This is a genomic window from Chelatococcus reniformis (assembly GCF_014640075.1).
GTDB lineage: Bacteria > Pseudomonadota > Alphaproteobacteria > Rhizobiales > Beijerinckiaceae > Camelimonas > Camelimonas reniformis.
In genome coordinates, this window is the sequence record NZ_BMGG01000004.1 from 257,389 (window position 1) to 275,212 (window position 17,824).

Sequence of the window (17,824 nt, forward strand, 5' to 3'; positions counted from 1 at the left end):
CTCACACCTCTCGCGTCAGCCGCGCACCGGCGAGGCCGTGCGGGCGCACGAGCAGCAGCGCGAGCACGACGGCGAGCAGCAGCACCTGCCGGTAGCCCGGCGTGGCGGAGACCGAGCTCAGGCTCTCCACGCAGCCCACCAGCATGCCGCCGGCGAGCGCCCCCCAGTTGTTGCCGACGCCGCCGATGGCGAGCGCCATGAAGCCCTTGACCAGCAGCATCATGCCGATCGACGTGCTGGCGAGGACGAGAGGCGCGGCGATGACGCCCGTGAAGGCGGAGTAGGCGGCCGCTACGGCGAAGGAGCCCATGGTGAGGGTGAGCGGGCTGATGCCGTTGAGGCGCGCGCCGTCGCGGTCCTCGGCGACGGCCAGCACCGCCTTGCCGACCAGCGTCGAGCGGTAGAACCACTCGACCGCCGCGATGGAGAGCGCAGCGAGGACGATCACCGCGACCTGCTGGGTGGAGAAGGTGAGCGCCCCGATCTGCACCATGTCGAGGGAGGCGCCGGGCACCGGCGGCACCGCCTGCGGGTCGGTGCCGTAGACACGGTCGCTCGTGTGCAGCACGACGATGGAGAAGGCGAGCGTGCTGATGATCCAGCCGTGGTGGTGCCGCGCATTGGCGAGCAGCGGCGCCACCGCCAGCCGCTCCTCCAGGAGCCCGAGCGCGCCGGCGGCGACCAGCACCAGCGCGGTGCCGGCGAGCCAGGGCAGGGACCAGCCGGTCATCAGCCCCCAGGCGAACATCGCCCCCAGCATCACGAACTCGCCCTGGGCGAGATTGAAGACGTTGGTGGGCTTGAAGGCGATGTTCAGGCTCACGGCCACCATGGCGTAGACGGCGCCCATGGTGACGCCCGAGACGAGCAACGCGAGGATGTCTTCGAGCGACATCAGGCAACCCCCGGCGCCCGCCGCCGCAGCAGGCCGCGGTATTCCTTGGCGAGCGGATCGTCGGTCGAGTTGGCGATAGCCATGGCCACGACATCCGGCCCGTAGGCGGTGTGCTTGTCGGCGGTGAAGCTCATGTTGCCGAACAGGCCCGCGACCGACGTGGAGCCGTCGAGCACGGTCTTGATCGCCTCCGGATCCGCTGACCGGGCCTTCTCCGCCGCGTACTTCAGCGCGAAGAGGAAATCGTAGAACGGCGTCGTTGCGGCCGGGCCGATCAGGCTGTCGGGCACGTCGCTGGCCAGGATCTTCTTGGCGTAGGCGCGGATCCGCTCCGACGGCGGCTCGGCATCGGTGTAGGTGAGGGCGCTGAAGGTGGCGGCATAGATGTCGGGATAGCGGGCGCTCTCCGGCACGGCGCCGGGGGTGCCGGCGAACAGGAGGCCGGTGTGGCCGACCACCACCGGCTTCCAGCCGATGCGCGACAGGCCGACGAGGAATTGGGTGACGTCGACGTTGTTGGAGATGTGGGTGTCGAGCGCCTCGGCGCCGTCGCTGCGCAGCTTGCGCAGGAAGGGCGTCATGTCCGTCGACTTGATCGGGAAGGTCTGGTCACTGACGATCTGGAGGCCCTTGGCCGGCGCCTGCTTCAGGATGGCGTCGCGGGTCGAGGCGCCGGCCGCCGAATCCTCCACGAGGATGCCGATCTTCTTGGCGCCGACCTTGGCCAGATACTCCACGTGGCGGGTGACCTGGGCATCGGAGGTGAAGTTGAACTGGTAATGGAAAGGATAGCGCTTGCCGTCGCCCACCTCGCTGGCGGTGGCGTAGGTCGCCTGCAGGATCTTCTGCGGCGTCGACACCTCCAGCGACGCCAGCGCCTGGGAGCTCCCCACCGGCCCGACGACGTAGCGAACGCCCGTCTCGATCAGCCGGCGCATGGCGATCGGCTGCTGCGCCGGGGAGGCCTGGTCGTCGACCTCCACCTTGACCAGCCTTTTGCCGAGGATGCCGCCCGCCGCGTTGATCTCGTCAAGCGCCAGCTGCGGCGAGATGTAGAGCGGGTTGAAGCTCGATGCGAGCGGCCCGGTCAGCGGCTTGAGCCAGCCGATCCTGATCTCGTCGGCTGCCTGCGCGACTGCGCCCCGGACCCCGCCGGCTGCGAGGGCGGCGGCGCCCGCGCCGAGCTTCAGCACGGCGCGGCGGTGCAGCAAGCGGCGCCGCGGGGGGCGCCCACCCTGATCCTGTCGGTCCATGTCTTCCTCCCTTGCTGCTTTTGTCGTTCGATGCCGGCACGGCGGCGGCGGGAGCTGCCCCGCCGATCCCCTGGCTTCGCCCGTCCCGGCCTCCCACGAGGGGAGGCCGGCGTGCGCGCCGACTCGCCTACGCTTCACGTTCGCAAGACGAAGCTCTCTTTCCCCCTTGCGGGGAGGGGCAGGGGGGCGGCCCAGCCTCGCTAAGCTTTCAAGGCTAAGGCTGTCCGCCCGCCCTCACAGCTCGCCAAGCTTGTGCTTGTCGACGAAATCCCAATCGATCTTCATGCCGAGGCCGGGGCCCTGGGGCACGTGGGCGAAGCCCTCGCCGTCGACGCGGATCAGCTCTTCGACGCCGAACTGGAACAGCGGCTCCGGCACCAGCTGCTCGTAGTAGGTGGTGTTCTTGATCGAGCAGGCCACCGCAAGGTTCGCCGCTTCGAGAACCGGGTTGGCGTTGTTGTGGACTTCGAGGTTCATGCCGAATGCTTCGGCGAGGCCGGCCGCTTTCTTGACCGCGCCGATGCCGCCCTTGAAGGCGACGTCCGCGCGCAGGATGTCGATGGCGCGGTCGGTGATGTATTCGGGCATGGTGAAGATCGAGCCCTCGTTCACCTCCACCGCCAGGATCGGGATGTCGAGGGCCTGGGCCAGCATCTTGTAGCCGTGGATGTCGTAGTCGCGCAGCGGCTCCTCGTACCAGACGAAGCCGAGCTCCTCGAGCGCCCGGCCGACGCGTAGCGCGTCGGTCTGATTGTAGGCGGAGACCACGTCGATCATCAGCGCCCAGTCGTCGCCGACGGCCTTGCGCACCGCCTGGCAGGCCTTGATGTCCTCGTTGGGGCGGCCCACCACGTGCAGCTTGTAGCCATGGTAGCCGCGCTCCTTGTAGCGTAGCGCCTCCTCGACGAAGTCCTCGACCCTTGGCTTGGTCATCGAGCTGGCGTAGGTGGGCAGCTTGGTCTGGTAGGTGCCCAGGATCTCGTGCACGGGGCGGCCGACGGACTTGCCGTAGAGGTCCCAGATGGCGACATCCATGATGCCGATGGCGAACAGCGGCGTGAACCACAGCCGGTTCAGCTCCCACATATCCTGCCAGATCGCTTCCCGCTGGGCCGGGTCGCGGCCGATCAGGAGCGGCTTGATCGAATTTGCCAGGTAGTGGGCCATGCCGAGCCCGCCGCCGAGGCTCAGGCTCTCGCCGGTGATGCCCTCGTCGGTCTCGATGCGGATGGCGACGAACTCGGTGATGTGGGGCAGGAGCGACTGGCCCTTGATCATCACGTCGGCGGCCTTGCCGCCGAGCGGACGCCTGAACGGCACGAGCTTGACGTCGGTGATCTTCATGGGGCCTCCCTTGGCGCGACGCGTGACGCTCACGGGCGTCTTGCCGTGCACCCTAGGCGGCCTTGCCGGCACAGAATGACAAAGGTTAACATTTCACCGATGTTCGGCCGGCACTACGATCTCGGCGTGCTCGACACCGACGGCTGGTTCCGCCGGCTCGGGGCCGGCCTGCGCGCCCGCATCCTGAGCGACGGCGTGGTCCGCTCCTATCCGACCGGCGCGCTGGTCTATGCCGCCGGGGACCCGCCGGAGGGCTTCTTCTGCGTCATCTCGGGGGAGGTGCGGCTCGTGCACTACGCATCGAGCGGCAAGCACGCCTTCTACGCCATCTTCGGTCCCGGCGGCTGGTTCGGGGCGCTATCGGAGATCGATGGCCTGCCCCGCTTCAGCGATGCGGTGGCGTCGGCCGACAGCGTCGTCTTCATGCTGGGCCATGGCGCGTTCCAGCGCATCCTGCGCGAGCATGAGGACAGTCCGGCCGCGTTCCTGGCGCTGCAATGCCGCAACCTGCGCACCACGCTCGACATGGTGGCCGAGGCGCATGCGCTGCCGCCGCGCCAGCAGGTCGTGCAGATCCTGCTGTCCCTCTACGAGCGCGAGTTCGCCGGCGCGCCCAAGGAGCGGCCGGCGCGGCTGACCCAGGAGGCGCTGGCGGCCATGGCGGGGCTGTCGCGCCAGACCGTGGCCAAAGTGCTGCACCGGCTGCGTGCCGAAGGCCTGGTCGACCTCGGCTACGGCAGCGTGCGACCGACCAGCATCGCCGCGCTGCGGGCCGCCGCGCGGGAGGACGGGCGGCTGGCGCGGATGCGGTGAGGGCCGGAGGCAGGCGCGCGCGGCTGCGCGGGAACTCGACGGGAGCAGGCCGGCTTAGGCCGCCTCAACCGTCATGGCCATCCATCCAATGCTTGAGCTTTTGCCGTCGAATCGCCACACGGTCCAATCCAGATCAGTATATGGGCGACACGCAATGCGTAAATTGAAATTCATAGAAGAAGATTCGCGAAGACAGCCCGTAGCCCGAGGTCTGAACCGGCCGAACGAATAGGCTGGCTCCCGCGTCTACGCGAGGTGTCTCCTTCAGCGATGGATGGCCGGGCCAAGCCCGGCCATGACGTTTTTGTGGCTGCGGCCGAACCGCCAACCGGATCAAGCCGCTTTGGCGGTGAGATCGTTGCCCCGGATCTCGACCTCGATTTCCAGGATCGACAGGGGGGAGCCGCGCTCCAGGCGCACCTTCACCGCCTCGCGTTCGCAGGTCACGCGTTTGGCGACCGCCGCCAGGATGTCCTCGCGCAGCACCGAGAGCAGGTCGTCGCCGCTGCCGAGGATCTGGCGTTCGTGCGACAGCAGGATTTGCAGCCGCTCGCGCGCCTCCGGCGCGCTGGCGGGCGAGAACAGTCTACCCCACAGCTTCATGCCGCCCTCCGCAGGAACTTGCCGAGCAGCCCGCCGCGGCGCTCCGTCGGCACTTGCACAGCCACGTCCTCGCCCTTGAGCCGCCGCGCCGCGTCCATGTAGGCGCGGGCGGGCGGGCTCGCCGGATCGTTGATCGACACCGGCACCCCGAGGTTGGAGGCCTTGAGCACATCGCCGCTCTCGGGAATGATGCCGAGCAGCGGGATCGACAGGATCTCCAGCACGTCCTCGGTCTTCAGCATGTCGCCGCGGGCGGCGCGGGCAGGATCGTAGCGGGTGAGCAGCAGGCGCTTGTCGACGGTCTCGCCGCGTATGGCCTTCAGGGTCTTGGCGTCGAGGATGCCGACGATGCGGTCGCTGTCGCGCACCGAGGACACTTCCGGGTTGGTGACGACGATGGCGATGTCGGCGTGGCGCATGGCGAGGGTGGCGCCGCGCTCGATCCCGGCCGGGCTGTCGCAGATCACCCAGTCGAACTGATCGCGCAACTGGGCGATGACCGTGTCGACGCCCTCCTCGGTCAGCGCATCCTTGTCCCGGGTCTGCGACGCCGGCAGCAGGAAGAGGGTGTCGACGCGCTTGTCCTTGATCAGCGCCTGCTGCAGCTTGGCGTCGCCCTGCACGACATTGACGAGGTCGTAGACGACGCGCCGCTCGGCGCCCATGACGAGATCGAGGTTGCGCAGGCCGACGTCGAAGTCGACCACCGCGACGCGGTCGCCCGTCTTGGCAAGCGCCGCGCCGATCGCCGCCGTCGTCGTGGTCTTGCCGACCCCGCCCTTGCCCGATGTCACCGTGATGATCTTGGCCATGCTCCGCTCTCCTCTCAAAGTGCGGCAAGCCGCAATGCGTCGTCGTCGATCCAGGCCCGCACCGGCTTGCCCCACAGGGCCTGATCCAGGTGCTCGGCCGTCTTGTAGGCGCCGTCGATGGCCAGCAGCTCGGCCTCCATGCGCTGGCAGAAGATCCGCGCCTTGGCGCCGATCGTCGCGCCGGCGATGACCCGGCCGCAGAGCGCGCCGTAGACGTGGATCGAGCCTCCGGCGATGATCTCGGCCCCCGATGCGACCGAGCCGACAACGGTGACGTCGCCCTCCAGGCACACGATCGACTGGCCGGAGCGCACCTTCTGCTCGACGATGAGGTTGACCGGCTCGATCGGCGCGCGGGCCGGCTCCGCCGCGGCCGTGGTGTCCGGCAGCGCCATGTCGATGTCGCGGCCGCCGCGCATCAGCGGCGGCATGGTGAGGTCGGCCATGCTCGCCCGCACGCCCTCCAGGCCGACAAGGCGCACGCCCCGCGCGGCGAGTGCGGCGATCCAGTGCTCCACCTCCGCCTTGCTGTCGGCGCCGCCGGCGAGGTCGAGCACCACGGCGCGCCCGATGAAGAAGCCCGGCGAGCGCGAGAGCCAGACGTCGAAATCCGCCAGCCACTGCTCGAGCGGCGCGTCGGCCACCAGCGTCATGGCGATGAACGAGCGGCCCCGGAAGCGAATGGATGGGCCTGGTCGACTGACTGCGCTCACTGCTCGAATCTCCCTTTAGGGAAGATTCAGTTTACGAAGGTTAATGCCGGGTTAAGGGGAGGCGATAAATCTGCGCGAAACTGTCCACAATCGGCACGGCGCGGCGCCTGCGCCGCTGCGTCAATGCCTCGGAGCGGCGGGTACCCGCCAGCGCATTCCGCCGTCGGATGGGCATCATCCACAGAGGAGCAATGCTCCCGCTCCTGGATCCGCAGCGCCTCGCTTGCGATCGGATGATTCGACCCGGTCGCGCGGCCTCTTAGAACGCTTCCTGTTCAGGCGGACCCAGCTGATTCGCCAAAAGCGCTCCGGATCAAATGCTCCCGGGCGGGTCGCCGGCAAAGCTAGCAATACGTCGATTTTCTACGATTTACGAAGTTTATACATGATTCAACAGCTCATCATCGGTCGAGGGGCCGGCGTCGTCGCTGAGCCCCTGCTCTCGTTGACCCCTTGCGTCGCCGGTGGGACGATCCCGCCGAACCGTTCGTCGGAGGCATCATGCGACAGCTTGCAGTTTCGGCACTTCTCATTCTCCTGGTCTCGAACGCCCTCGCCCAAGCGCCAAACACCGTCTCGAAGCCTCAGGCCTGCCGCGCGGAGGCCACGAAAGCCGTGAAGGGCAATAAGGCGCTCAATTGCGACCGAGACATGAATTCCTGCCGCAGCTACGGAAAGCAGATCTACGACGCCTGCATGAGTCGGGGGTGATCTTGTCAGCTGCCGGCGCGGTCAGCGCATGAGCATCCTGGGCAAGTGGCGGATCGTCGAGCTGCCGGGCTACGAGGACGATTGCGCCGACATGGTAGAGCCGGCCTACATCCTCATCGAAGCCCGTGGCGGTGCTTTCGTCTTCGGCTGCGTCACCGGATCATTCGCACACGGAGCCAAAGGCGACGCGGTCGAGTTTGCTTGGAACGGCAACGACGAGATGGACGAGGCATCCGAGGAGGGATTGGCCGAACTCCAGCCAGACAGCTCGCTTCGGGGCGAAATCAGCTTCCACGCCGGCGATGACATCCCCTTCGTCGCCCGCCCTTGGTCCACGTCGTCGACAGCCTGTTAGGTTGGCGCCGTCGGTCGCATGCGCGGGTGCTCTGATTGGGTCGAGCACTATACTTTACTTTATTTGAGGTCGCCGGTGCCGACGGCCGGTCACATTGGCTCAATCCCAGACCTCGGAATGCTCGGCGTGCGTCGGCAGATAGGCCCCCTCGGCGTAGAACGTGTCATAGAACTCCAGGTCGATATGCTGGGCCTGGGTGTAGACGGCGATGCCGACCGAGGGCTGCGTCGCCGGGAATTTGCCATACGTGTCCCAGATGTCCTGCGCCAGGCTGCCGAGATAGTCCACGAAGGCGGTGTCGTAGCGCTCGATGCGCGCCTTGACCCCGGCGTTGTCGCGGAAGGGGCCGGGCCGCCAGGGCTCGTGGTTGCCGTTGGGCCCGAATTTGCGCGTCGCGAAGCGCTCCGCCGCTTCCTGCATGTCGCGCACGTAAGGGGGCACCAGCGGCTCGAACAGGCCGTCGAGGCCAACCGGGTTGGGCTGGAGCCAGGCGGGATTGCGGGCGAAGCGGAAGCCGAAGCCGGGAATGCCCTGCTCGGCGCTGGCGCCGAGCAGGGCATTGACGTTCAGCCCGGAGAACAGCCAGCCGCCGAGCCCGATCGCCTGCTCCAGGAGGTGGATGTTGTAGGCGGCGATGGAGAGCTCGGCCGCGACGCTGGTGCGCGAGGCGCCCTCGATGACCGGCAGCGGCACCTTGCGGTCCTCGTACAGCACGCCCGCCCGGATCAGCCTGTCCGGCTTGCCGAGCACCCGCTTGTCGCGCGGGTCGACGACCAGGACACCCTCGCCGCTGCGGATCCAGAGCTGGTTGAAGAGCGACTCCACCTGGTCGCCGACCGGGATGAACAGCGACGTCCCCGGGCGGTTGGCGACCCATCGGTTATGGGCGGAGACGTGGGGGAACTCGCGCGGCAGCTCGACCCGGGCCTCGCTCAGCTTCACCGTGTTGTCGCGGACGATGGCGAGCAGGCGCTCCAGATCGTCGGCCCCCTGGTATTCGCGGATGGCGTCCGGATCGAGGTCGCGGAAGCGCGTGATGTAGCTGCCGCTGTCGTCGGTGATCAGCAGCTCCGAGCCCTGCGCGGCGGCGCCGCTCGGGAAGGTTCGCCCGATCGGCCGGACGGTGTAGTTGCAGCCGGTGTCGGCGGTCCCCGACGGCGTATGGGGAATGCCGAGGTTCCAGCCGCTCAAGCCGGCGCCGGCCGCGATCAGGAGCGCGCGCTCGATCTCGCTCAGCGCCTTGGGCTCCTCTTTGGAGCGATAGGCCAGGGGGCCGTCGGGGATCTCCATGCCGCGGCCGAAGCGCCGCGAGCGGCGGCCGTAGAGGGCGTCGAGCAACGGAAAGCGGGCGAGCGACTGCAGGGCGCGCGCATAGTCCTTGGGCGTCGTGGCCATGGCCGATCCTTCCTGTCCCGGGGAGCGCAGCGCCGTCAGAACGGGGCGTGGTTGACGGCGCTGAGAGCCTCGTCGAAGTCGAGGTAGCGAATGGTGACCTCGCGCCCGCCGGCGGCGCTCAGGCGCTCCCGGGTCGGCTCGCCCCAGGCGCGGGCGGCCTCCAGGCTGTCGAAGAGATAGACGCCGCCGCGGGTGCCGGCGGCCGCCTCGCGCACCCAGAACTTCCAGCGGAAGCCGTCGAGGGCGTTGATGCGCTCGGCCGAGGCGCGGCGGTCGGCGGCCGCAATGGCCTCCTGCGCTTCGCTCGGCACATAGCTGACGATCAGGAGCACGGGCATGGGTTGTCCTTTCCTCAAAGGGGCAGGGGAACGGCCGGGATCGGCCCGGCCGGTGGGGAGGCGACCTCCTCGCCGAGATAGGCGCGCAGCACGTCGCCGTCGTTCAACAGCGCGGCCGCAGGGCCGGAGCGCGCCAGGCGCCCCGCTTCGAAGACATGGCCGGTCTGGGCGAGCGACAACGCCAGCCGGGAGTTCTGCTCGGCCAGCAGCACCGTGACGCCGGACGCGGCGATGGTGGCGATGGCGCGCGCCATATCGCCGACCACCTTGGGCGCCAGGCCCAGTGACGGCTCGTCGAGCAGCAGCAACTGCGGCTCGGACATCACCGCCCGGCCGATGGCGCACATCTGCTGCTCGCCGCCGGAGAGGTTGCGGGCGAGGCTGGCGCGCCGCTCGGCCAGTCGCGGAAACAGCGTGTAGACCCGGTCGAGATCGCGCCGCACCGCTGGCCCGGCGCGGCGCGTGAAGGCGCCGGCCCGCAGGTTGTCGGCGGCGCTCATCTCCGGGAACAGTCGGCGGCCCTCCGGCGACAGCGCGATGCCGAGGCGGATGCGGGCCTCCGTATCGAGCCGGGCGAGATCGGCGCCGTCCGCCACGATCCGCCCCGCGGCCAGCGGCTCGAGGCCGGCGATGGCCCGCAGCAGCGACGACTTGCCCGCGCCGTTGGCGCCGATCACGGCGGCGGTGGTGCCGGTGGCGACCGTCAACGTCACGTCGCTGAGAGCGGTGACGGGGCCATAGCGCAGGCCGACGCTGTCGAGCTCAAGCCGCATCGGCGTCGCTCCCCAGATAGGCCTCGATGAAGTGGCGCGAGCGACGGACCTCGGCGGGCGTCCCGTCGGCGATGACGCGGCCGTCGGCGAGCGCGATGAGGCGGTCGCAGAGGCGCATGATCATCGGCAGGTCGTGCTCGACGACGACCAGCGAGACGCCGCGTTCTCGGTGGATGCGGCGCAGCAGCGCCTCCATGGCCAGCGTCTCGGCGCCGTTGAGGCCGGCGGCGGGTTCGTCGGCGAGCAGCAGGGTGGGCTCGGCGGCGAGGGCCATGGCCACGCCGACGATCTTCTGCGAGCCGTAGGGCAGGGTGGCGACGGGGGCCTCGGCCACGGCGGCGAGGCCGGTGAACTCCAGGATGTCGTCGGCCAGCCGCGCTGCCCGCCGCCGCGCCTCGGCGATGCGTCCGCGGCGCAGCAGGAGGCGGGGTGCGGCGAGCGCGCGCAACAGCGCCGCCTGCTCCAGGTGCCGGCGCACGCCGAGCTCCGGCCAGCTCATGGTCGATTGGAAGCTGCGGATCAGGCCGCGGCGCGCCATGGCGCCGGGCTGGCCGGCCGCGAGCGGCCGTCCCTCGAACAGCACCGTTCCACCGCTGGGGCGGATCGTGCCGGTGACGACGTTGAACAGGGTCGACTTGCCGGCGCCGTTGGGCCCGACCAGCCCGGTGATGCGGCCGGGCGCGATGGCGAAGGACACGCCGTCGACGGCCCGTATGCCGCCGAAGTGACGGCTGAGATTGCGGAGCTCGAGCTGTGCCGTCATGGGCGGCTCCGCCCGGCGAGGAGGCCGCCGAGCCCGCGCGGCAAAAACAGCATCAGCGCCAGCAGCGACAGGCCGTAGAGCAGTTGCTGATAGCGCACGCTGGCGCGGAACAGCTCAGGCAGCGGCACCAGGATCAGCGCGCCGATGAGGGGGCCGGCGAGCAGACCGACGCCGCCGACGACGTTCATGATCAGCGCCTTCACCGTCGCGCCGACGTTGAAGGCCTCGGGCGAGATATAGCCGAGGTAGTGGGCGTAGAGGCTGCCGGAGATGGCGGCCACCGCCGCGCTCGCTGCGAACACCAGCCGGCGCCAGGCGAGCTCGTCGGTGCCGAGCGACCGGCTCAGAGGCTCGTTGTCCGCCAGGCTCCGCAGCACCATCCCCGGCGTGCCGGCGAGCAATCCCCGCACCGCAAGGAGGACGAGGAACACGACGGCGAGCGCGAAGCCGTAGAAGGCGGGGCGCGCTTGCAGAGACAACGGGCCGAGCGACGCGGGCGGGATGCCCATGAGCCCGTTGTTGCCGCCGAAGGGCACCACGAACTCGACGAAGATGAGCACGATTGCCTCCCCCAGGCCGAAGGTCAGCAGCGCGAACTGCACTCCTCGCACGCGCAGGATCACCGTGCCGAGCGCTGCCGCGATCGCCGCCGCGATAACGACTGCGCCGACGAGCGCCAGGGGGAAGGGGAGGCCTGCGTCCCGCGCCAGCAGCGCCGAGGCATAGGCGCCGATGCCCATGAAGCCGCCCTGGGCCAGAGAGAGCTGGCCGATGCGCAAGGTGAGGTGGAGGCTCACCGCCAGCAGCCCCTCGATCGCGACCAGGATGGCCACGTGGTAGACAAAACCGTCGCCGGCGAGGAACGGCGCCAGGGCGATCGCTGCCGCGGCGAGCGCGGCAACGGCGGTTGCGGCGCGCCCCATCACGCTCTCCCCAGGATGCCGGATGGCCTGAACAGCAGCACGGCGATCACGGCGCCGAAGGAGGCGAGGGCGGCGAGCGTCGGATCGAAGAGGATCGAGATGCCGGCATCGAGCGCGCCCAGCAGCAGGGCGGCGATCAGCGCGCCGGGGATGCTGCCGAGGCCGCCGAGGACGACGACGACGAATGCCTTCATCAGGGCGGCGTCGCCCATGTCGGGCGCGGCGCCGTAGATTGGCGCCGTCAGCGCGCCAGCGAAGCCGGCGAGCGCGCAGCCCACGGCGAAGGCCGCGGGGTAGGTGGTCCATGGCCGCATGCCCTGCAGGCGCGCGGCCTCCGCATCCTGCGCCACGGCGCGCATGGCGAGCCCGAGCCGGGTGGCGACCAGCAGGCGGTGGGTGAGCGCGACGAGGACCAGGGCCACCGCCGCGGCGAACAGCTGGTCCTTGGGGATGACGGCCCCGCCCAGCGTGACGACGCCGCTGATCGGCCGGGCGATGCTTGGCCCGTCGGTGCCGAACACGGCGGTCACGGCCCCCTTGAGTGTGACCGCGAGCGCCAGCGCCACGATCATGCTGCCGATCTCGTCGCCGACGAAGCGCCGGAACACCAGCCGCTCGCAGACGACGCCGACGAGGCCCGCGACGAGCGCCGCCAGCGGCAGCGCCGCGGCGTAGCCGACACCCAGCACGTCCTGCACCACGTAGAGCGCATAGGCACCCAGCATGACGAACTCGCCATGGGCGAAGTTGACCACGCGCATGACACCGAAGATCAACGTGAAGCCGAGCGCCAGCAGCATGTAGATGGCCGCCGAAAGCGCCATAATGACGAGGAATTGCTGAAACATGGCGCCAATAATTCTGCGTGAATCGGCCTCTGGCCAAACGCTGGTGTCTGAACAAGTAGGCGGGAAGCCTTAAGCTACGTCATGGCCGGGCTTGACCCGGCCATCCATCTGCCGGGAAAATTTGTGACGCGCAGTGCGGGCTCTATGGCAGTGTTGCTGAGTGGATGGATGGCCGGGTCAAGCCCGGCCATGACGCGCACATAAGACGGAAATCGTAGCGCTTGTCCTCTCACGGTCCACACCGCGCGCGGAAAAGCTTGCTTCTACTGAAGGTCGACCTTGCCGATCACCCGGCCGGCCCCCTCCTGGATGGCGACCAGGTAGAGCGGCGTGTAGATCTGGTGGTCGACCCCGTAGGCCTCCTTGCCGCCCCAGGTGAGCGGGCCCACCGTGCCGGGGAAGGGGGCGGACTGCTCGATCGCCTTCACCACCTTGTCCACGTCGGTTGCGGTGCCGGCCCTCTCGATGCCGGCGAACAGGAGGCGGGCGGCGTCATAGAACAGGAAGACGAAATCGCCCATCTCGTTCTTGTGGTGCTTGGCGTACGCCTCGCGCAGCCGCGCCCATTCGGGGCTGGCTGGATCGCCCTGGGAGATGCCGACGACGCCCTCCGCATAGTCGGCCCCGGCGGTGCGCACGATCTCGGCCACATCGAAGCCGCCGAACTTGGTGAACAAGCCCTTGTAACCCTGTTCGCGTGCCTGGCGGATGATCAGGCCGGCGGTCGGCGGCGGTGTGGTGTCGAGCTCGATGCTGTCCGGCTTGGCAGCCAGCAGCTTGGTCAGCAGCGCGCGGAAGTCGGTCTGCTGGCGCTCGAAGTGCTCGGCCGCCACCACCTCGAGACCGGCTTTGCCATAGGCCTCCTTCTGGATGCGCTGGCTGTTCCAGCCGGTCTCGTCGTTGGCCGACACGGTGGCGATGCGCTTGACGGCGGGATGAGTGCGCTTCAGCCAGGCGATGGTCGCCGGCGCGAACTCCTGCGTCGTCGGGCCGACGCGGAAGATGTAGTTGCTGTCCTTGAGCACGGCGGCCGACCAACTCGCCGTAAACAGCACGATCTTGTCGCGCTCGGTGATAGGCTTGATCGCGAGCAGGGAGGCCGAGCCGATCGGGCCGAGGACGAAGCGCACGCCGTCAGGGCCGGCGAGCCGGTTGAGTGCGGTGACGGCCGAGGCCGCCTTGTACTGGTCGTCGTAGGCGACGATCTCGACTTTGTAGGCCTTGTCGCCGACCTTCAGCCCGCCTTTGGCGTTGACCTCGTCGGCGGCGATGCGGGCGCCGCCGTCGATGGCGAGGCCCCAGGTGGCGCCGGGGCCGGTGAGCGTGCCCAGGACGCCGATCTTGAGCGTCTCCTGCGCTTGGGCCCGCGCGCCGGCAGCGCCGGCGATGGCGGAGAGGATGGTCGCGGCAAGCGCCGCATGCCTGATCAGGCGCAACATGGGGGCTCCATCTCGGGGAAGGTCGGGACTGGTCGTTAGGGAGCCTTCGCTCAGGTGGGCGTGGCCGCGATCTTGTCCGCGAAGAGCTCGAGCGCACGCTGCTCTGCCAGCGCCGCTGCGGCGGGCCGGTAGGGCGCATAGCCCTCGCGGGCAAAGCCGTGGCCGGTGCCCGCATAGCGGAAGAAGCTCACGTTGGGGCTTTGCCGGAAGAGCGCCTTCACCGCGTTCACGGTCTCGGCCGGAATCCAGGGATCGTCGGCGCCGAAGTAGACCAGCGCCGGCACCGTGAGGCGGCCGAGCTCGTCGAGGTGCTGGTCGAGCTTGACGCCGTAGTAGGAGACCACGGCGTCGACGGGCTCGCGTACGCCGCCGAGTAGGGCGATGCGGCCGCCGAGGCAGAAGCCGACGACGCCGACCCTCGCGCCCTCGCCCAAGCGCGCGCGCAGCCAGGCCGCCAGGGGCCCGAGATCGCTGACGACGCCGTCGACGTCGACCTCCTCGCCCTGCGCGCGGGCCCGCTCCGGCTGATCGTAGTCCAGATGGACGCCGGGTTCCTGGCGCCAGAACAGATCAGGCACGAGCACCGTGTAGCCCTGCGCGGCGTAGCGCGCCGCAACGCCCCTGGCCCAGGCGTTGACGTTGTAAACCTCCGGCAGGATGACGAGGCCGCCGCCATTCGGCGTCTCCGGCGTCGCCAGAAAGGCCTCGAAGGGGCGGCCGCCCTTGCTGGTCAGCGTGATGAAACCGGTCATGGCAATCCGTCGGTCAGCACAGGCCCTCATCGCCCGGCCGCAATCGGCGTGCGCATGATGGACGAGCGGATGTTCAGTTTGGTCGGGCGGGACGGCCCGGATGGGTGGGAAAGTTCATCTGTATGACCTGCGAGGTCAATGATTTTCCGATCCAAATTTATAGTTATATGTAGAATATCATACTTCTATTTGTAGATCTGAATAGAATAATTTCTAGTTGACCGGAGATTGTTCGAAGGGCTCACGCCGGCGCCGTCACCCGCGCGGCGGCTGCGGGCTGGACGCGCTGCCGGGCAGCGGGATGGGCCTCGGGCAGTCGGGCGGCCTTGCCGAACACCTTTTCGCGCAGGGTGCCCGGTGCATAGTCCGTCGGGTAGACGCCGCGGCGCTGCAACTCGGGCACGACGAGGTCGACGAAATCGGCATAGCCGTCCGGTGTGATGGCGTAGCTCAGGTTGAAGCCGTCGATGTCGGTCTCGGCGACCCAGGCCTGCAGCTCGTCGGCGACCTGCTCGGGCGAGCCGATGGCCAACGGCCCGCGCCCGCCGATGGTGGTGTGCTCGATGACTTCGCGTATGGTCCACGCCTTCTCGGAATGGGCAAAGGCGTCAATCATCGAAGTGACGGCGTTGTCCTTGCGGATGATCGGGAAGGGATCGTCGAGGGCGTAGGCCGACAGGTCGATGCCGGTCCAGCCGGAGAACAGGGCGAGCGCCCCTTCGTGATCGACGTAGCCCAGGTAGTCGGCGAGCTTGGCCTGGGCCTCCGCTTCGGTCGCCCCGACGATGACGGTGATCAGCCCGTAGAAGCGGATGTCGTAGGGGTCGCGGCCGCGTGCTGTGGCCCGGCGCCGGATGTCGGCGACGGTCGCCGCCGCGGCCGCCTTCGAGGAATCGCCGAGAAACACCGCTTCGGCGTGGCTGGCCGCGAACTCGCGGCCCCGATTGGAGGCGCCGGCCTGGAACAGGAAGGGCGTGCGCTGCGGCGAGGGGTCGACGAGATGGATCGCCTCGAACTGGAAGTGCTCGCCGCGATGCTCGATCCGGTGGATCTTGCTGGGATCGGCGAAGGCGCGGCCGACCTTGTCGCGCAGCACCGCGCCATCCTCCCAGCTGCCTTCCCAGAGCTTGTAGACCGCCTCCAGGAACTCGTCTGCGATGTCGTAGCGCAGGTCGTGGGCGTTGATCCCGGGCCGGCCGACGGCGCGCGAGGCGGCAGCCGAATAGCCGGTCACCACGTTCCAGGCGATGCGACCCCCGGTGAGGTGGTCGAGCGTCGAGAAGCGGCGCGCCAGCGTGAAGGGCGGCTCGTAGGATACCGACGCGGTGATGCCGAAGCCGAGGTGCTCGGTGGCGTTGGCGAGCGCCGAGACGAGCAGCATGGGATCGTATTTGGGCACCTGCACGCCGCTGCGCAGGGCGACATCCGCGTTGCCGCCGTAGATGTCGTGGATGCCGATGCCGTCGGCGATGAACAGGGCATCGAACTTGCCGCGCTCCATGATGCGGGCGACATCGATCCAGTAATCGAGCGTGTTGAACTCCAGCGAGCGGTCGCGCGGGTGCGTCCACAGGCCTGGCGACAGATGCACCGGGGCGTGGATGGCGAAACCGTTGACGCGAATCTGCTTGGGCACGGACGGATCCTTTGGTGTGTGGCCGCGCGGCTCAGACGACGCCGCTTGGCGCAGGCTGGCTTCAGCCCGGTCGGATGAGGTTGCCAGAGCATGAGCGCCGCGCGCCCGTGGATGAGCGAGCGCGCGGCGCTATTGGAAGATTCCGGGCTCGGGATAGGTCCCGTCGAGGAACCACGTCCCGACGTTGCGGATCTTGTATTCGGCCGGGTTGCGCAGCGCATGGATGCGCACGTTGCGCCAGAAGCGGTCGAAACCGTTGCTGGTCGTGGCCGAGCGGGCGCCCATGACCTCGAAGATCTTGCTCGTCACCTCGAGCGCGGTCTCGCCGGCCAGCGCATTGGCGGCGGCCACGGCGATCGCGGCCTCGCCGCGCTCGCTCTCCGTCAGGTCGAAGCCGCGCCCCCAGGCCTGGTCGAGAGCGTTCAAGGCGCGGTCGGCCAGCAGGGTCGCGGCCTGGGTCCTGATGTAGAGGTCGTCGTAGGTGCGTTTCACCCACGGATCCTCGGTGTGCTTGGCGACGCCCGAGTAGATCCACGGGCGTGAGTGCTCGCGCGTGTAGTCGCGAGCCGCGATCAAGGCCCCCTGGGCGCTGCCGATGAAGACGTTGAGCAGCGTGCTCTGCTGCAACAGCACGCCGACCGACTGAAACGGCCTGCCCGCGTGGCGGCGGCCGTCGAGGACTTCGCTCTCGTGGACGCGAACGCCGTCGAAGCTGACGCGTCCGCTGCCGGTCTGGCGCTGCCCAATACCGTCCCAGTCGTGGTGGATGGTGAGGCCGGCGCGATCGGTCGGAATCGCCGCCAGGGTGAACTCCTGTCCGCTCGGGTCGAGCCAGGAAATCTGCAAATAGTCGGCGATGTGGGAGCCGGAGGTGAACGGCTTGTAGCCGTCGAGCACGTAGTGGGCGCCGTCACGGCGGCCGAACAGCGTCCGGGAGAAGCTGTTGCGGGCGTTGCCCCAGAACCAGTTCCCGGCCGCCGCGCGCCGGTAGAGATCGGCGGCCTGCTCGGGGCTGCCGCCGAGATAGGCGCCGTGGACCGAGCCGAAGTGGTAGCCGAAGAGGTGTCCGAACGAGCCGTCGACCTTGGCGAATTCGCGGGTGATGCGGAACGCTGTCGACCAGGGCTGCCCCTGGCCGCCATAAGCGGTGGGAATGGTGAGGCTCAGCAGCCCGCTCGCCCGCAGCAGCTCGAGCTGCTCCGCGGGCCGGCCGCCCTGCTTGTCGCGCGCCACCGCATCCACGGCAAAACGTTCGCGCAGCACAGCCGCCGCGGCGAGATAGGGATCAGACGTGTCGAGGTCGAAGCTCATGCCCGTGGTCCGTTCGCGGCCGACGCCCGCTGCCGCCGCGACGCTCTCCACGCTAGTGAAGTATTGCTGACGCTAACAGATGGATGAGCTTCGATCAGTAGAATTCAATTCCGTTGTGTCGGGCGCGGCGGGAACAAAATGTTCGAT

General features: G+C 68.8%; 18 protein-coding genes. 2 read left to right on the forward strand and 16 right to left on the reverse strand.

Translation table 11 applies throughout. From position 1 onward, the window contains the following. Position 1: 1 nt before the first annotated feature. The 3 genes from IEW34_RS12325 to IEW34_RS12335 all read right to left on the reverse strand — a co-directional run bounded on the left by IEW34_RS12325 (position 2) and on the right by IEW34_RS12335 (position 3,492). Positions 2 to 895 (reverse strand): branched-chain amino acid ABC transporter permease, encoded by an 894-nt coding sequence (locus IEW34_RS12325; RefSeq protein ID WP_188609482.1) that lies wholly within the window; start codon positions 893 to 895, stop codon positions 2 to 4. Beyond that, positions 895 to 2,148 carry an ABC transporter substrate-binding protein gene (locus IEW34_RS12330; RefSeq protein ID WP_188609483.1) on the reverse strand — a complete coding sequence of 418 codons (1,254 nt, stop codon included), beginning with the start codon at positions 2,146 to 2,148 and terminating at the stop codon, positions 895 to 897. The genes IEW34_RS12325 and IEW34_RS12330 overlap by 1 nt, the downstream gene beginning before the upstream one ends. A gap of 234 nt (positions 2,149 to 2,382) precedes the next feature. Continuing rightward, the gene (locus tag IEW34_RS12335) at positions 2,383 to 3,492 is read right to left on the reverse strand and encodes an enolase C-terminal domain-like protein (RefSeq protein ID WP_188609484.1); all 1,110 of its coding nucleotides are present in this window, start codon (positions 3,490 to 3,492) and stop codon (positions 2,383 to 2,385) included. A 75-nt stretch (positions 3,493 to 3,567) separates the two neighbouring features. Between IEW34_RS12335 and IEW34_RS12340 the strand changes: the two genes are divergently transcribed. Further along, a complete protein-coding gene (locus IEW34_RS12340; protein WP_188609485.1) occupies positions 3,568 to 4,305 on the forward strand; it encodes a Crp/Fnr family transcriptional regulator in 738 nt (245 codons plus the stop codon). A 333-nt stretch (positions 4,306 to 4,638) separates the two neighbouring features. On the opposite strand, the gene minE is transcribed toward IEW34_RS12340, so the two are convergent. Genes minE through minC form a run of 3 tightly spaced genes read right to left on the reverse strand, consistent with a single transcriptional unit; the run spans position 4,639 to position 6,433 of the window. After that, positions 4,639 to 4,908 (reverse strand): cell division topological specificity factor MinE, encoded by a 270-nt coding sequence (minE, locus tag IEW34_RS12345; protein ID WP_188609486.1) that lies wholly within the window; start codon positions 4,906 to 4,908, stop codon positions 4,639 to 4,641. Further along, positions 4,905 to 5,720, reverse strand: a complete 816-nt coding sequence (gene minD, locus IEW34_RS12350; RefSeq protein ID WP_188609487.1) for a septum site-determining protein MinD — start codon at positions 5,718 to 5,720, stop codon at positions 4,905 to 4,907. The genes minE and minD overlap by 4 nt, the downstream gene beginning before the upstream one ends. 14 nt (positions 5,721 to 5,734) lie before the next feature. Next, complete coding sequence (minC, locus tag IEW34_RS12355; protein WP_188609488.1) at positions 5,735 to 6,433, reverse strand: septum site-determining protein MinC; 699 nt, start codon at positions 6,431 to 6,433, stop codon at positions 5,735 to 5,737. A gap of 739 nt (positions 6,434 to 7,172) precedes the next feature. On the opposite strand from minC, the gene IEW34_RS12360 reads away from it, so the two are divergent. Then, positions 7,173 to 7,499 (forward strand): hypothetical protein, encoded by a 327-nt coding sequence (locus tag IEW34_RS12360; RefSeq protein WP_188609489.1) that lies wholly within the window; start codon positions 7,173 to 7,175, stop codon positions 7,497 to 7,499. A 99-nt stretch (positions 7,500 to 7,598) separates the two neighbouring features. On the opposite strand, the gene IEW34_RS12365 is transcribed toward IEW34_RS12360, so the two are convergent. The 10 genes from IEW34_RS12365 to IEW34_RS12410 all read right to left on the reverse strand — a co-directional run bounded on the left by IEW34_RS12365 (position 7,599) and on the right by IEW34_RS12410 (position 17,677). Then, the gene (locus IEW34_RS12365) at positions 7,599 to 8,894 is read right to left on the reverse strand and encodes a hypothetical protein (RefSeq protein ID WP_188609490.1); all 1,296 of its coding nucleotides are present in this window, start codon (positions 8,892 to 8,894) and stop codon (positions 7,599 to 7,601) included. A gap of 35 nt (positions 8,895 to 8,929) precedes the next feature. Next, on the reverse strand, positions 8,930 to 9,232 hold the full coding sequence (locus IEW34_RS12370; RefSeq protein ID WP_188609491.1) for a YdhR family protein: 303 nt from the start codon (positions 9,230 to 9,232) through the stop codon (positions 8,930 to 8,932). 14 nt (positions 9,233 to 9,246) lie between these two features. After that, a complete protein-coding gene (locus IEW34_RS12375; RefSeq protein WP_188609492.1) occupies positions 9,247 to 10,005 on the reverse strand; it encodes an ABC transporter ATP-binding protein in 759 nt (252 codons plus the stop codon). Then, positions 9,995 to 10,768: an ABC transporter ATP-binding protein gene (locus tag IEW34_RS12380; protein WP_188609493.1), complete on the reverse strand. Its 774-nt coding sequence runs from the start codon at positions 10,766 to 10,768 to the stop codon at positions 9,995 to 9,997. The genes IEW34_RS12375 and IEW34_RS12380 overlap by 11 nt, the downstream gene beginning before the upstream one ends. Next, positions 10,765 to 11,691 carry a branched-chain amino acid ABC transporter permease gene (locus tag IEW34_RS12385; RefSeq protein ID WP_188609494.1) on the reverse strand — a complete coding sequence of 309 codons (927 nt, stop codon included), beginning with the start codon at positions 11,689 to 11,691 and terminating at the stop codon, positions 10,765 to 10,767. Before IEW34_RS12385 ends, IEW34_RS12380 begins: the two co-directional genes overlap by 4 nt. Beyond that, on the reverse strand, positions 11,691 to 12,539 hold the full coding sequence (locus IEW34_RS12390; RefSeq protein ID WP_188609495.1) for a branched-chain amino acid ABC transporter permease: 849 nt from the start codon (positions 12,537 to 12,539) through the stop codon (positions 11,691 to 11,693). Before IEW34_RS12390 ends, IEW34_RS12385 begins: the two co-directional genes overlap by 1 nt. A gap of 263 nt (positions 12,540 to 12,802) precedes the next feature. Further along, a complete protein-coding gene (locus tag IEW34_RS12395; protein ID WP_188609496.1) occupies positions 12,803 to 13,978 on the reverse strand; it encodes an ABC transporter substrate-binding protein in 1,176 nt (391 codons plus the stop codon). Positions 13,979 to 14,028: 50 nt separating this feature from the next. Further along, positions 14,029 to 14,730, reverse strand: coding sequence for a dienelactone hydrolase family protein (locus IEW34_RS12400; RefSeq protein ID WP_188609497.1), 702 nt, complete (start codon positions 14,728 to 14,730; stop codon positions 14,029 to 14,031). A 241-nt stretch (positions 14,731 to 14,971) separates the two neighbouring features. Then, on the reverse strand, positions 14,972 to 16,366 hold the full coding sequence (locus tag IEW34_RS12405; protein WP_188609498.1) for an LLM class flavin-dependent oxidoreductase: 1,395 nt from the start codon (positions 16,364 to 16,366) through the stop codon (positions 14,972 to 14,974). A 129-nt stretch (positions 16,367 to 16,495) separates the two neighbouring features. Continuing rightward, positions 16,496 to 17,677, reverse strand: a complete 1,182-nt coding sequence (locus IEW34_RS12410) for an acyl-CoA dehydrogenase family protein (RefSeq protein ID WP_188609499.1) — start codon at positions 17,675 to 17,677, stop codon at positions 16,496 to 16,498. Positions 17,678 to 17,824 lie beyond the last annotated feature (147 nt).

Excerpts from the sequence above, each read along its gene's own strand:
- IEW34_RS12325 (WP_188609482.1), bottom strand. The coding sequence starts at position 895 with ATGTCGCTCGAAGACATCCTCGCGTTGCTCGTCTCGGGCGTCACCATG.
- IEW34_RS12330 (WP_188609483.1), bottom strand. The coding sequence starts at position 2,148 with ATGGACCGACAGGATCAGGGTGGGCGCCCCCCGCGGCGCCGCTTGCTG.
- IEW34_RS12335 (WP_188609484.1), bottom strand. The coding sequence starts at position 3,492 with ATGAAGATCACCGACGTCAAGCTCGTGCCGTTCAGGCGTCCGCTCGGC.
- IEW34_RS12340 (WP_188609485.1), top strand. The coding sequence starts at position 3,568 with ATGACAAAGGTTAACATTTCACCGATGTTCGGCCGGCACTACGATCTC.
- minE (WP_188609486.1), bottom strand. The coding sequence starts at position 4,908 with ATGAAGCTGTGGGGTAGACTGTTCTCGCCCGCCAGCGCGCCGGAGGCG.
- minD (WP_188609487.1), bottom strand. The coding sequence starts at position 5,720 with ATGGCCAAGATCATCACGGTGACATCGGGCAAGGGCGGGGTCGGCAAG.
- IEW34_RS12360 (WP_188609489.1), top strand. The coding sequence starts at position 7,173 with ATGAGCATCCTGGGCAAGTGGCGGATCGTCGAGCTGCCGGGCTACGAG.
- IEW34_RS12365 (WP_188609490.1), bottom strand. The coding sequence starts at position 8,894 with ATGGCCACGACGCCCAAGGACTATGCGCGCGCCCTGCAGTCGCTCGCC.
- IEW34_RS12370 (WP_188609491.1), bottom strand. The coding sequence starts at position 9,232 with ATGCCCGTGCTCCTGATCGTCAGCTATGTGCCGAGCGAAGCGCAGGAG.
- IEW34_RS12375 (WP_188609492.1), bottom strand. The coding sequence starts at position 10,005 with ATGCGGCTTGAGCTCGACAGCGTCGGCCTGCGCTATGGCCCCGTCACC.
- IEW34_RS12380 (WP_188609493.1), bottom strand. The coding sequence starts at position 10,768 with ATGACGGCACAGCTCGAGCTCCGCAATCTCAGCCGTCACTTCGGCGGC.
- IEW34_RS12385 (WP_188609494.1), bottom strand. The coding sequence starts at position 11,691 with ATGGGGCGCGCCGCAACCGCCGTTGCCGCGCTCGCCGCGGCAGCGATC.
- IEW34_RS12390 (WP_188609495.1), bottom strand. The coding sequence starts at position 12,539 with ATGTTTCAGCAATTCCTCGTCATTATGGCGCTTTCGGCGGCCATCTAC.
- IEW34_RS12395 (WP_188609496.1), bottom strand. The coding sequence starts at position 13,978 with ATGTTGCGCCTGATCAGGCATGCGGCGCTTGCCGCGACCATCCTCTCC.
- IEW34_RS12400 (WP_188609497.1), bottom strand. The coding sequence starts at position 14,730 with ATGACCGGTTTCATCACGCTGACCAGCAAGGGCGGCCGCCCCTTCGAG.
- IEW34_RS12410 (WP_188609499.1), bottom strand. The coding sequence starts at position 17,677 with ATGAGCTTCGACCTCGACACGTCTGATCCCTATCTCGCCGCGGCGGCT.